Source organism: Rhizobium sp. P38BS-XIX (assembly GCF_012641435.1).
GTDB lineage: Bacteria > Pseudomonadota > Alphaproteobacteria > Rhizobiales > Rhizobiaceae > Rhizobium.
Genome location: NZ_JABAIJ010000018.1, coordinates 37,754 through 51,444 on the forward strand (window position 1 = coordinate 37,754; position 13,691 = coordinate 51,444).

Here is a 13,691-nt window from a genome sequence, read left to right on the forward strand (position 1 = left end):
TGGATCGCTGCCCTGCTGGTTCGTTAAACGGATGCGGCGGATGTATGCGGCTGTTTGCGATCGGCGGCGACGATGCGCTGTGTCGCGAGCCCGGCCAGGACAAATGCCGCGACGATGAAGATCGCTCCGATGTAACCGAGACTGTGAGCACCGACGGCCGGAATTCCCAAGGCTTCGATGCCTGCCATCACGAAACTGTCCGTTCCGAGCGCAAACATGCCCAAAGCCTGCATCAAGCGTTTATCCATGACGCTTCCCTCCGTTCGCCAGAAACGCGCGCTTTACCTGGAGGGATGGTGAAGATCCCCACCCCTCCAGTCGCAGGCTCATCCCACGCGCAGCGTTTCGAGGGCCGACATGCCGATGGCGTTGATCATGCCGCTCTGGATCGGCGCAACGGCGGCGTTGACGGCATCGGCGCCAAATCCATTGCCAACGACGAGACGTGCCGGGCGCTGGCCGGCCGGCGTTGCCACGAGCCGCGCAATCTCTTCTGCAATATCGTGCGGATTGGGCGCATCCGGGCCGGCAAAGAGGCTGGAAATATAGGCGTTGAAGGCTTTCGGCACTTCGGCCACTTCGCCATATTCATGTTCGCGGCTCACGTCGCTTGCGCCGATCTCTTCGTAAAGGCTTGTCGGATAGGCGCTTGGCTGAACCAGAACGACATCAATTCCAAGCTGCGAGAGTTCGTAGCGGTAGCTGTCGGTCATCGCATCGACGGCGAACTTCGTCGCACCATAAAGACCGAGGAAGGGGATGGTGACCCGGCCAAGGATGGAGCCGATGTTGATTACGAGGCCGGAGCCGTTTCGACGAAGCTGGGGAAGCGCAGCGCGCATCACCCGCTGAATACCGAGAACGTTGACGTCGAACATCTGGCGGGTCTGCTCCGACGTGACCGCCTCTGAAACGCCCTGGACCATCCGGCCGGCGTTGTTGATGAGCACATCCAGCTGGCCGCCGGTCTTTTCGAAAAGACGCTTGAAGGCCGCATCCACGCTGGCATCGTCGGTCACATCGAGTTCGATCAGTTCGATGCCCTTTGCCTGCAACTCTGAAGCGACGGCGGCATGCTTGCCGTCAATGCCGCGCATCGTGCCGAAGACGCGATGTCCGGCGGCCTTGAGGGTGAGCGCAGTGTCCTTGCCAAAGCCGCTCGACGTGCCGGTGATGAGAACGATTTTAGACATGATGTTCTTCTTCTCAGTTGAGCCGGGCGCGGCCGGCGTTGGGGATTATCGATCTCGTTCCTATTTATTCAGTGAACGATGAATAATTCCTAGCGACGTTGATTTTCGCCGTCAACTGATTTATTCAATGGTCACTGAATATTTTTGAAAGCGCTAGGGAGCAGCGGATGCCAAGAGGCCGTCCAAGACAATTTGATCGGGACAAGGCGCTGCAGGACGCCATGCTGGTGTTCTGGCGCAACGGCTATCATGCTGCTTCGATGCCAGACCTTTGCGGAGCCATGGGGATCGACGTAAAGAGCCTCTATGCCGCCTTCGGCAACAAGGAAAAGCTCTTTGAGGAGGCCGTCGGCCTTTACATGAAGGCAACTCAGAATGCCTTGTGGGCACATCTCGCCAAGGGCGATCCGGTGTGCGTGGGGCTCAAGAACATGTTTGCTTCGCTCACGGAGATCATGACCGACAGCGCCAACCATCCGGTCGGCTGCTGGACGACACTGGCTCTGGTCGACGAGGACATGCCGAGCCTCGTGGTGCGCGCGATCAGAAAAGCGAGAAGCGACTGGCTCGATGTCATTGGCGCATGCCTGGATGCCGCGAAAGAAACCGGAGAGCTGCCGGCTTCAGCCGATGTCAGAAGCCTGACCCGATTTTACGTCGCAACCGTTCAGGGCATCGGCATTCAGGCCCATGACGGAGCCACGAAAGCCGAGCTGGATGGCCTCGCGGCGACTGCCATGTCAGTGTGGCCTGACGAGATGGCGGCGGCATAGCGCGCGCTGTCGAGCGATCGTGTCGAACCACCCTTCCCGTCAGCCCTCGCGATCGAAGCGTCACCGAGAGCTGGCGGGGTTACCGACAACTCTTCGACGTTTCGAAATCAAAGTGGCCGCAGTTTCCACTACGCGGAAAATCGAATAGTCTTGCACTTTCGTACAGATGATCGACGGGAACATTGGGGACGTCCATGCAGCCGATTTGCTACAACCTCACGAAGATCATTTCCATTGGCATCCTGATTGTTTTTCCAGCTGTTTTGTTCACCTCCTGCTCGACAACCGGCAGGACAGCAGGTCAATCCGGTCCTGTGACCGCAAGCAAATCGGCGGATGCCGCCAAGGAAAAAGCAGCCGAGCGTCGGCGGTGGGAAGACCGGGTCCAACGGGATAACCAGCTGGATCCAACCGGATCGTCATCGGGTTCCTACGGCTCCTTCGGCCCTCGTTTCACTTGGTGAGCAGTTTCGCATCTCGAAGACAGTTGAACGGACGTGAAGTCAGCCTTCAAAGGCCAGACCGCAAAATCGCCGACAGGCTGGCGTCTGATGTATTTTCCCACACTGTCGGTGTTGCTACCGCATGATTTGAATGCGGCGGGAAGCAAGTTTGGTGCGAATTCAGGATTTTCACCCTCGGCATGCTGAAATTGCAGTCGCGACCGAGCAACCTCGTTTCCTCCGTTCAGGCAGGAACCGGCTTTTCCCAAGAACGAGAGTCGGATAGGTATTTCAAGACATTGTTGGGAGATGCCCGGTTGCCAAAACAGATCAAGACCATGGAAGACTTCTCGGAGTTTGTCGGTCTGTCGCGTCCAACAGTTTCCAAATATTTCAACGATCCGGGTTCCGTCCGCAAGAAGACGCGCGAAGCCATCGAGGTCGCGCTGAAGAAATCGGGATTTCGGCCAAATCTTTTCGCGGTCAACCTCAACCGTCGTCGCACCAACATCATCGGGATTATCATCCCGAGTTCCGTCGACCCGTTCTATATGGCGCTGACCCGACGGATCGAGACCTTGGCAATCGCTGCGGGCCTCTTCCCTCTGGTCCTTTCATCGGACGGACAGGCCGATCTGGAAGATCGGGCGATCAGCACGCTCAAATCCATGAATGTTGCCGGAGCCGTCATTGCACCTCTGGGTGTCGAATCTCACACGCAGACCCTGCTTGATTACGGGCGCAGCGTGCCTCTCGTTTATGTCGATTCACCGCTCGACGGGACATCCGCTTTCGTCGGCACCGACAATCGCCAGAGCTTCGAACTCATCGTCGACTATCTTTGCAGATCAGGAGAGCCACCGACGTATCTCGGCATGCCTGACGTCAACAGAAACGCCAGGGATCGAGAGGACGCTTATGTCAAGGCGATGGAGCGCTTTGGGATGACGCCCAACGTCCTTCCGCTCACACAGTTTCGCACCTGGGACTTCGAGAAATTCGCGTTCGAGGAGATGACCCGGTTTGTCGGAAGTGCCGGAAGCATGCCAACCAAGACTATTCTCTGCGCAAACGATCGAGTGGCGTTCGGCGCGATAGCGGCCGCCTATAAGCTCGGCCTGAAAGTTGGCCACGGCCCGACAGCCGATATCCGGATAGCCGGGCATGATGACCATCCGCTGTCCCGTTACGCCTGCCCGCCGATCACCACCGTCGCCCAGAATGTCGGCGAAATCGGCCGCCAAGCCGTCCGAATTCTTCTCCAGATGCTGGGTGAGCCCGATGCGGAGGAGGATGCAACCTTATCGGTCGAGCGATCGCTCTTTTCCGGCGACCTGATGCTTCGCGAGTCTGCATAGACGCGGCATCCAGGGACATTGTCCTGTCGCGGCGGCTGCCGACTTCTTAACCGAGTGCCACAGACCCGAAAGGTCGAGCATTCCAAACTAATCTAACAGCACACGCCCACATCAGCCGGCTTTACCAGGCGCACCTGGCATCCCGATCCATATGGCCTTTTCATATGACTATCGCCCGCGACGCCAGCGTGGCGGTGAGCGCCCTTGTTTGTCCGAATAAAAAATACCGCAGGTCATATTTTTATTCTGCACGCGTTATTTTTAAACTTGACGCGCGATAAGTTTTGTTCGTATCAAGCAGCCATCCGATGGCCGAGGGAGGCCCGACCATTTCGGACCACTACGCTCGAAGGTCTCTTTCAAGGGGAGGATTTTTTGACCCTATCGTCGTTCGCAAAGTCATTGCTTGTTTCCGCAAGTATTTCCCTCGCAGCAGTCGCGGCACACGCTGAAGACATCGGCGTTTCGCTGCTGACGCAGCAACATCCCTTCTACAACGCGCTCGCCAAGTCCATCACGGACGAAGCAGCCGCCAAGAAGGTTCAGATCGAAATGTCGATCGCAAACCAGGATTTGAACAAGCAGCTCGCAGACATTGAGGATTTCATCGTCAAGCGCGTCGACGTGATCATCATGTCGCCAGTCGACAGCAAGGGCGCGCTCGCTGCCGTGGCTCGCGCACAGGCAGCCGGGATCAAGGTCATCACCGTTGACGTTCCGGTCGAAGGCACCAAGGTCGCCTCCTACATCGGAACTGATAACTATGCCGGCGGCGTAAAGGCTGGCGAGTTGATGGCCGAGCAGCTCGGCGGCAAGGGCAATGTCGCGATCATCGACTATCCGACAGTCCAGTCCGTCGTGAACCGCGTCAATGGCTTCAAGGACGCGATCGCCAAGCATCCGGACATCAAGATCGTTTCCATCCAGACGGGGATTACCCGTGCGGAAGCGCTCGCCGTTGCGCAGAACATGCTGCAAGCCAACCCCGATATCAACGGCATCTTCGGCTTCGGTGACGATGCCGCGCTTGCAGCCTCCGTTGCCGTGAAATCGGCCGGGCTTAGCGGCAAGGTCAAGGTCATCGGCTTCGATGGCATGCCGGAAGCCATCAAGGCGGTCGACTCCGATCCCGACATGGTTGGCGTGATCCAGCAGTTCCCGGACCAGATGGGCAAGCTCGCAATCGACACCGCGATCAAGATCAAGGCCGGCGAAACCGTGCCGGAGTCCCAGCCGATCGTTCCCGGCGTCTACGTCAAGAAGAACTGAATACGCCTCCTCCCGAGACGGCTTTTCAATTGAAAAGGACCGCTCCTCCCGGTGGCCTGCTTCAAAGCGGGCCACCGGAGCCATGCAAAGAAAGGTGAGGCATGGAATCCTCCGGCGAAAGCCCAATCCTCGAGATCACTGACGTCACCAAGGTCTTTGGTTCCGTTTCCGCGATCAAGAACATGCAATTGCGTGTCTTGCCCGGCCGCGTCCATACCATTCTCGGCGAAAACGGCGCAGGCAAGTCGACGCTGATGAAAATCCTTGCAGGGGTTTATCAGCCGACATCGGGCAGCATCCGCCTCGGCGGCGAGCCCTACGCACCTGCGGATCCGCAGGATGCCGCCAAGGCGGGCTTGACGATCGTCTTTCAGGAACTCAGCCTTTGCAACAATCTGACGGTCGCGGAAAACATCCTCGCGACGCGCGAACCTGCCCGAGCGGGCTTCATCAACGACAAGGCGCTCGTGCGCGAAGCGGCAAAGCTTGTCGCCGAGCTGAAGCTGCCGATTTCCGTCACCGATCGGGTCGGCGATCTATCGATTGCACAGCGACAGCTGGTAGAGATCGCGAAGGGACTGAGCATCAAGGCGCGGGTCGTCATCCTGGATGAGCCGACGTCGTCGCTGAGCGACAGCGAGGCAGACATTCTCTTCGACATCATCGGCCGCCTGAAAGCCCAGGGCGTTGCGGTGATTTACATCTCGCATCGCATGGAAGAGATCATGCGCCTGAGCGACGATATCACCGTCATGCGCGATGGAAACTACATCACGACCCGCGACAAGAACGACACGACCATCGACCAGCTGATCGCCCTGATGGTCGGCCGTGACATGAACGAGATCTACCCGCAGCGCGAAGTCCCGGCACCGTCAACGGAGCAGAAACCGGTTCTCACCGTAAAGGCGTTGTCTCGACCCGGCGAATTCGAGGATATTTCATTCGATGTGCGCGCTGGAGAGATCCTCGGCTTCTTTGGCCTGATTGGTTCGGGTCGTTCCGAGGTGATGAATACGCTGTTTGGCGTCAGGAACGCCGCTTCGGGATTAATCCAGATTGACGGAAGGGATGTCCGCATCACCTCGCCCGTGGATGCTATCAGCAGGCGGATCGGCTTTGTCACCGAAAACCGCAAGGAAGAGGGCCTTGTCCTCAGCCATAGCGTCGAGCACAACATATCCATGGTCGCGCTCGACTCGTATGCCGGACGATTTGGCTTCCTCAGGAGACGGCGGGAGCGTCAGGCTGCTACCACCGAAGTCGGCCGGCTGGCAATCAAGACTGCGTCGCTCGAGACGACGGCCGGCTCCCTGTCGGGCGGAAATCAGCAGAAGATCGTCTTGGCAAAATGGCTGCTCACCAAGCCGAAGATCCTGATCCTCGATGAGCCGACGCGTGGCGTCGATGTCGGGGCGAAATTCGAAATCTACAAAATCATCCGCCAGCTGGCGGCGGAGGGCACCGCAATTCTGCTGGTTTCCTCCGAGCTTCCGGAGGTCATCGGCATGAGCGATCGCGCCGTTGTCATGAGCGAGGGCCGCATGAAGGCCATCGTGACAAAAGACGACATGACACCGGAAAAGATCATGAGCTTTGCGACGGGATTCCTATCATGAGTGACAAGAGCGCAGCCAATGCTGCCTATATCCGCACCCTGAAGCAGTATGGCGGCATTTTCCTGTCGCTTGTCATCCTTTGCGTGATCTTCTCGATCACCAACGCGCGCTTCATGTCGGTCGCCAACTTCCTGAACGTGCTGCAGCAGGTCGCCGTCATCGCCATTGCGGCGTTTGGCATGACCTGGGTCATCCTTCTCGGAGAAATCGATCTTTCAATCGGATCGATCATCGCAGTCGCCGGAATGGTCGGTGCTCAATGCATCCTCTTCGGATTGGGCTTCGTTCCGGCCATCCTGCTGACCCTGATCGCCGGCGCGGTGCTTGGATTCATCAATGGCGCCCTGACGGCAAAGCTCATGCTGCCGTCCTTCATCGTGACGGTGGCGACCATGGGTATCTACCGCGGTCTCGTGAGCCTGCCCACCAACGGTGCCCCGGCAATGATCATGGATCCGAGCTGGACGGCAATCGGCACGCAGAACTTCATCGGTATTCCGATCGTGATCTGGGCCGTGATCGTTCTGTTCGTTTTCAACCACATCCTGCTCAGCAAAACCAAGTTTGGTCGCAGGGCTTATCTGACCGGCGGCAACAAGGAAGCCGCGCTTTACTCCGGGATCAAGGTCGACCGACTGAAGATCACCATCTTCATGATCTCCGGGATCATGTCGGCGATCAGCGGCATCCTGCTCTCCTCCCGCCTGTTTTCGGCGCAGACGAATGCCGGAATGAGCTACGAACTCGATGCGATCGCCGCAGCCGTGCTTGGCGGAACGAGCCTCTCGGGTGGCGTGGGAACGATGGTCGGGACCCTTATCGGCGCGCTGATCATCGGGGTTCTCAACAACGGCATGAACATGCTGTCGGTCCCCTATTTTTATCAGCTGATCGTCAAAGGCGTCGTCATCCTCGTCGCCGTCTATCTCGACGTCCGGGCGAAAAAAGCCAAGCAATAATCCAAGGCAGCGAGCACACCATGTCCAAAATTCTGACGATCGGCGAGATACTGGTCGAAATCGTTGCCACGAAGAAAGGCAACGGCTTTCGCGAGGCCGTCCCATTGATCGGCCCCTTCCCTTCCGGCGCACCCGCGATCTTTATCGATCAGGTCGGCAAGCTCGGTCATGATTGCGCGATCATTTCCCGTGTCGGCGACGATGATTTCGGCTGGGTCAACATTCATCGCCTCGAAACTGACGGCGTCGACGTTTCCGGTATCGAGATCGTGCCTCAGGGAACGACGGGCAGCGCCTTTGTCCGCTATCGCGAAGACGGCAGTCGGGCCTTTGTCTTCAACATCCGCAACAGCGCCTGCGGCAGCATCGATCTGTCGGCAAAGACGCATGCGCTCATCGACAGTTGCACGCACCTTCATGTGATGGGCAGCGCGCTCTATGCTCCGAGTGTTGTCGACAGCATCCTGACTGCCGTATCGCGCATCAAATCTCGCGGCGGTACGGTCTCGTTCGACCCAAATCTTCGCGCGGAAATCCTGGACAGCCCCGGCATGCGCGAAGCGCTTCAGACGGTACTGGCCGAAACCGACCTCTTCTTGCCCAGCGGGGAGGAACTGTTTCTCTTCACCGAGGCAAAAACCGAGGACGCCGCCGTAGCGGAGCTTCTCGGTCGCGGTATCAAGACCATCGTTGTCAAACGGGGTGCTTCCGGCGCGAGTTATTTCGACGAAGCGCAGCGACTGGACCAGGCCGGTTACGTCGTGTCGGAGATCGACCCGACGGGCGCCGGCGACTGCTTCGGCGCGACCTTTGTGACCTTCTGGCTGCGCGGCGCCGATCCGGCCGACGCTTTGAAATACGCCTGTGCGTCGGGCGCGAGAGCCGTAACCCGCGAAGGTCCGATGGAAGGAGCCTCTACGGAAGTCGAGCTCAAGGATCTTATTCAAGCCCAGGCGGAGAAGTAACATGCCAAAGAGCCATCTGTCCGATATTGCAAGCTGGCGCAGCCGAGACGGCGTCAAGGGCATACCGTCCGTGTGCTCCGCACACCCTATCGTCATCGAAGCCGCCATGCGGCACGCAAAGAGCAGGCGAACCCATCTGCTGGTCGAAGCAACCTGCAATCAGGTCAACCAAACTGGTGGTTATACCGGCATGACGCCCGCCGATTTTCGTGTGTTCGTCGAAGCAATCGCGGCCAAGACAGGCTTTCCGCCGGAGCGCCTCATCCTCGGCGGCGATCATCTCGGGCCGAACCCGTGGAAGGCCTTGCCTGCGGAAGAGGCTATGGCGAAAGCCTGCATAATGATCGAGGCCTACGCCAAGGCAGGCTTTACCAAGCTTCATCTGGACACGAGCATGGGATGCGCTGGCGAACCAGTCGCGCTTCCCGACGCTGTCACCGCTGAGCGGGCCGCGCGTCTGGCGGCGGTTGCCGAAAGAGCGCTCGAAGGTTCAACCGGCATCAAGCCGGTCTATATCGTCGGGACCGAGGTTCCGATCCCGGGCGGGGCGATGGAAGAGCTCGATATCCTGGAAGTGACCAAGCCCGAAGCGGCGCTCGAAACCATCGCCGTTCATCGAAGAGCGTTTAAAGCTGCTGGCGTGGCGGATGCATTTTCCCGGGTGGTGGGTGCCGTTGTTCAGCCGGGTGTCGAATTCGGCAACGAGAACGTCATTGCCTATGTTCCCGAGAAGGCGGCCGATCTCAGCGCCACGCTCTCGCAACTGCCCGGCCTGGTGTTCGAGGCCCACTCCACCGATTACCAAACGCGCAATGCCCTGCGCTCGCTGGTGCTGGACGGCTTTGCGATCCTCAAGGTCGGACCTGGCCTGACGTTCGCACTGCGGGAAGCCTATTACGGCCTCGATCAGATCGCCGAGTTTCTCTTTCCCGGCAAGCGCCAGGAAACCCTTGCCGCCACGATTGAGCGGGTATTGCTCGCCGAGCCGAAGAATTGGGAAAAATACTATCACGGTTCGGATGCCGAACGTCATATCCAGCGTCATTTCAGCTACAGCGACCGAATTCGCTACTACTGGCCGCATCCCGAAATCGACGCCGCGGTAAAGTCACTGTTCGCGCTGCTTGGCGACCTCGCCATACCCGAGACCCTGATCAGCCAATATCTCCGCGCAAGCTATGATTCCGTTCGCACTGGCAAAATCGAGCCAAAGGCGCAAGCGCTGGCACTCGACGCCGTCGATCTTGTCCTGGAAGACTATTTCGAAGCCTGCCGCGCGTAGCTAAGCAATAGAAATGCAAGGCGGAATCGGGATTGGCAGACATAAGCATTAGGACAATGGAGGACTTCGCAGAGTTCGTTGGCCTCTCGCGGCCAACGGTGTCGAAATACTTCAACGACCCGGGCTCTGTTCGACGGACGACCCGGGAAAAGATCGAAGCCGCCCTCAAAGAGAGCGGCTTTCGGCCCAACATGTTTGCGGTCAACCTCAATCGGCGTCGCAGCAATATCGTAGGTATCATCGTACCAGACTCGACGGACCCGTTCTACATGGCGCTAACGCGGCGCATCGAACTGATCGCCAATACCTCCGGGTATCTTGCCTTCGTACTCTCATCGGACGGCGATGCGGAACTGGAGGCTCGCGCGATCGAAACCTTGCGGTCGATGAATGTCGCGGGAGCAATCATTGCGGCGCTGGGCGGCAAATCGCAACAGGAGACGCTGCGAAAGCTGGCGACAGCAATTCCGCTGATCTATATCGACTCTCCGCTGGACGACACGTCGCCCTTCGTCGGTACAGACAACCGCCAGAGCTTCCGCCTGATGGTGGAGTATCTTTGTCGGTCCGGCTCCCCGCCATGTTATCTCGGCATGCCGCTGGTCAACACCAATGCACGCACGCGCGAACAGGCCTACATCGACGCCATGATCCAGCTGCATATGGAGCCGGTCTTTCTGTCGGTGTCAGCTGATTGCACCTGGGATTTCGAGCGTTTTGGCTTTGAGCAGGCGAAGGCGCACATAGAAGCCGGGGGATTTCCGACCAACACGGTGCTTTGCGCCAACGATCGAATTGCCTTTGGCGCGATCTCCGCAGCCTATCACGCGGGGCTGAAGGTCGGGCAGACAGGACAGGGCGATCTCAGGATCGCGGGTCACGATGACCATCCGCTCTCTCGCTACGCCTGCCCGCCCATTACAACCGTCGCCCAAGACTATGACCAGATAGGACAGTGGGCCATGGATCTGTTGCTGCGAATGATCGACCAGGGAGAAAAGACGATCTTCTCCGCAAGAAACGCCACCGTCTTGCTGAACGGAGAAATCATGCTTCGAGGCTCGGCATAAATCCTGACGATGCTCACCTGCCCGGCAAATGGCACGGGGCGAGCAATTCCGAATTGCGGCTGGTCGCGATTGGCCAGTTCGACCTAGGACAACAACACCGGCGCTAAAACCAACCTCAGCCGATATATTCCATACGGCCGCATAGATGACCTGTGCCATGTCGACGGATTTGCCGGCTAACTGATATAAGCGGTCAAACAATAATCGCTTGCAACCGATTTTAAATCAGCCTTACTATTACATGGTTGTAGACTTGGCCTCTGAGTTGCGGAAGCACCATTCAACGAGAGCTTGATTTTGAGCGGCTGAAAGAACTGAAACGGCAAACATCCTCATTCGAAAATCGGCATCGGAGGTTCTTCTTGTTGAAACGGCTCTTTTTCAGCGTTTGCCTGCTTTCCCAGCTTTCTGTTTGCGCCCATGCGAGCGAAACTTCTCGCACATACTTGTTTGACAGCAATCCGAGTTCCGATCAAAGCGGCCCGGTCGATGCCGCGGTGCAACTTGGCTACTATGCCGCGAACTTCATCCTGATCCAAAAATGCGACACTCAACGTCACCACGCTCGTCACCGGTGGGAAAATCACGTCGCCGTCGGAATTTTAGACTACGGATGGCGCTATCAACTGTCGGACTACGTTCGCCATACGGCCGACATGGAAGCTCAGCGGCAGCTGACCTTGCTTCTGCGCCGAGGGAAAGTCCCCCTGGATATGTGTCGAAATGCCGAAGCCATGTTCAAAAAAGCACTTTCGTCGAACATGGAACCGCCGAACGGGACACTGGCATCAAGCGCTGCCGAGGCGAAGAATGAAGCGCTTGTCGAGGTATTAAAAGGCGGCTTTTCAGGCTCGATCCGAAGCGGAAGAAAAATCCTGCCTTTCAGCGTCGATCACCTCGTGCGCACGGATCACCAAAATTTCGAAGCCATTATGAATTGGCCGAAATCGGGAACAGCCAACGCGATCAAGGGGCGCGTAAGCGGCAACGAGCAATTGGTCTGGAAAGAAACCGTATCGCGCAACCGTAAGACATCCGGGGAATGCGAATATATTCTCAATCGCCGCAGCCCGACATCGATGGCGGGAGGTTGGGGCAAATGCTCGCGCGGCGGGTTCGTCGAAATCACATTACAGGAACCGGCGCCAAATAAGCTCTGATGCCAGCGAACCTTGCACGTGGTGCAAGGCTGCAAATTAATGCCCGGTTGGGAAATGCTCAGGTCGCTGCCCGGTAGGACAGTCTGAACCCTTCAAATGGTTCCGCAGACAAGAGGTGACATACGCCTCGCCAAATTTGATGCAAAACCAATCACAGCCCAGAGGGAAGTTTTCACTGATTTAGCTTCCCTATAATGGGAATCATATTAAACTTCATTTTCTTAGCTCTTCTACTCCCGGCATCAAACAAGCGCATTTGAGTCCCTATCGCAGCACCGTTCCGATCCGGAACCTCATAACAGGCGCCCAGACTGCTATCCGACGCCAGGAGCACCCCTGCCCTTCTCCAAAGCCAGGTCGCGTAAGATCTTGATCATCGCGCGGACCAGCTGACTGCCTCGCTTCGCGATGATTCAATGTCGCTAAGCCACCGAAGCCAATGTTCACATATCACATCCCAAGAATAGCAGCGACCTTCAGCAATTCTTTGACAGGCGCTTGCTGTCTTCTCGTAGTAGTCCTTATCCGTTATCAATCTCTCCAAAGCCAGACAGACGTCGATCGGTCGAACCTCACCGCCGTCAATCCAGCCGGCGAGGTTCACGTTTCGCCAAACCGTAAGCAGCAAAGCCGCATCGCGCCACAGTTCCTTGCAAGCACTATGACTTGGCACGATCTGCGGCGCGCCGGTTGCAGCATGTTCGAAAGCCGGTAATCCCCATCCCTCCCCTGTCGACGTGTTGATTCCCACATCCATGGCCCGGTAAAGAAGCGCCAATGTCTCGCTGATGACCCCGGCGGCTTCCGGAATAAGGACACTATCGACGATATCTAACGCGTGCGTTTCTCGCATCAAATCTGGCCCCGTGCGTGCTGCGCCCCAATGCAGATAAAGCCGCGCATTTGGCGCCTTGTCTGCATGGGCACGGGCAAATCCTTCGAGCGTAATCGCCACCTTTTTACGGGAATGGTTGCGATTGAAATTCACGCACCCTCCCATTGATCAGGCTCGTTCGTCCGAAGAGACCGCCTCGTCGCATAACGCGCGTGCGGCTGCGGCTGCTTCACAGACTGAAACGCTTCTAAGTCCACCCCATGAGGCAAACCTCGATCGGCATTGATGCCTCGCTGCTGCGACGAAATTGATCCCGAGCAAACTGCCCGACCAGCATTATGGCTCTTCCGCTCACCCCAACGCCTGCCGACGCCTTACTGCGAAAGGCGCTGCTGCGTGTGGAGTGAGCTCTGCGCGACATTGCCGGTATGAGTGAGAGGCCCGTCGGCATAGATCATGGCGACGGCGCTGACATCCACGATGCCGCCTCTCGGATAATCCATATCGTCCGTATTCGCAGCGAAGCGCTCGATTGCTCCTCCCGACAGAAGACCCGTACGACCAATCATCATTTAGCAGGCCACTCCTGAAGAGCCCTTGAAGCTGACATATTGCTTCCAGCCCTCCATTGACGCTCCGCAGGTGCTGAGCCAGTTGCTGAAAGCGGGCGTGGGATAATTCTCGAGGTTGACGGCAAAGCCGCCGGTGATCGGTGCTCCTGTTGATCTGAAGAGCTTTCGATACGGCCGTCCCCTTTCAGCCCAA

Annotated in this window: 13 protein-coding genes; 9 read left to right on the forward strand and 4 right to left on the reverse strand. The window is 57.7% G+C overall.

What is annotated here, in order from left to right:
- Window positions 1-23 precede the first annotated feature (23 nt).
- Entirely contained in the window at window positions 24-248 is a 225-nt protein-coding gene (locus HGP17_RS32195; protein ID WP_168815880.1) for a hypothetical protein, read from the reverse strand.
- Window positions 249-326: 78 nt separating this feature from the next.
- Complete coding sequence (locus HGP17_RS32200; protein WP_168815882.1) at window positions 327-1,193, reverse strand: SDR family oxidoreductase; 867 nt, start codon at window positions 1,191-1,193, stop codon at window positions 327-329.
- Between the two features lie 167 nt (window positions 1,194-1,360).
- Here HGP17_RS32200 and HGP17_RS32205 point away from each other — a divergent pair, with 167 nt between their 5' ends.
- The 9 genes from HGP17_RS32205 to HGP17_RS32245 all read left to right on the forward strand — a co-directional run bounded on the left by HGP17_RS32205 (window position 1,361) and on the right by HGP17_RS32245 (window position 12,091).
- Window positions 1,361-1,966, forward strand: a complete 606-nt coding sequence (locus HGP17_RS32205; RefSeq protein WP_168815884.1) for a TetR/AcrR family transcriptional regulator — start codon at window positions 1,361-1,363, stop codon at window positions 1,964-1,966.
- 781 nt (window positions 1,967-2,747) lie between these two features.
- Window positions 2,748-3,767 (forward strand): LacI family DNA-binding transcriptional regulator, encoded by a 1,020-nt coding sequence (locus tag HGP17_RS32210; RefSeq protein ID WP_168816011.1) that lies wholly within the window; start codon window positions 2,748-2,750, stop codon window positions 3,765-3,767.
- Between the two features lie 375 nt (window positions 3,768-4,142).
- A complete protein-coding gene (locus HGP17_RS32215; RefSeq protein WP_168815886.1) occupies window positions 4,143-5,036 on the forward strand; it encodes a substrate-binding domain-containing protein in 894 nt (297 codons plus the stop codon).
- Between the two features lie 101 nt (window positions 5,037-5,137).
- On the forward strand, window positions 5,138-6,655 hold the full coding sequence (locus HGP17_RS32220; protein ID WP_168815888.1) for a sugar ABC transporter ATP-binding protein: 1,518 nt from the start codon (window positions 5,138-5,140) through the stop codon (window positions 6,653-6,655).
- Complete coding sequence (locus HGP17_RS32225; protein WP_168815890.1) at window positions 6,652-7,614, forward strand: ABC transporter permease; 963 nt, start codon at window positions 6,652-6,654, stop codon at window positions 7,612-7,614. Before HGP17_RS32220 ends, HGP17_RS32225 begins: the two co-directional genes overlap by 4 nt.
- A 20-nt stretch (window positions 7,615-7,634) precedes the next feature.
- Window positions 7,635-8,579, forward strand: a complete 945-nt coding sequence (locus HGP17_RS32230) for a sugar kinase (RefSeq protein WP_168815892.1) — start codon at window positions 7,635-7,637, stop codon at window positions 8,577-8,579.
- A 1-nt stretch (window position 8,580) separates the two neighbouring features.
- On the forward strand, window positions 8,581-9,861 hold the full coding sequence (locus HGP17_RS32235) for a D-tagatose-bisphosphate aldolase, class II, non-catalytic subunit (protein ID WP_168815894.1): 1,281 nt from the start codon (window positions 8,581-8,583) through the stop codon (window positions 9,859-9,861).
- Between the two features lie 56 nt (window positions 9,862-9,917).
- Entirely contained in the window at window positions 9,918-10,931 is a 1,014-nt protein-coding gene (locus tag HGP17_RS32240; RefSeq protein ID WP_168815896.1) for a LacI family DNA-binding transcriptional regulator, read from the forward strand.
- 362 nt (window positions 10,932-11,293) lie between these two features.
- Window positions 11,294-12,091, forward strand: coding sequence for a hypothetical protein (locus HGP17_RS32245; protein WP_168815898.1), 798 nt, complete (start codon window positions 11,294-11,296; stop codon window positions 12,089-12,091).
- Window positions 12,092-12,464: 373 nt separating this feature from the next.
- Here HGP17_RS32245 and HGP17_RS32250 read toward each other — a convergent pair whose 3' ends face one another.
- Together HGP17_RS32250 and HGP17_RS32255 are read right to left on the reverse strand one after the other, a co-directional pair.
- Complete coding sequence (locus HGP17_RS32250) at window positions 12,465-13,079, reverse strand: glycosyltransferase (RefSeq protein WP_168815900.1); 615 nt, start codon at window positions 13,077-13,079, stop codon at window positions 12,465-12,467.
- A 221-nt stretch (window positions 13,080-13,300) separates the two neighbouring features.
- Window positions 13,301-13,498: a hypothetical protein gene (locus HGP17_RS32255; RefSeq protein WP_168815902.1), complete on the reverse strand. Its 198-nt coding sequence runs from the start codon at window positions 13,496-13,498 to the stop codon at window positions 13,301-13,303.
- Window positions 13,499-13,691: the final 193 nt, after the last annotated feature.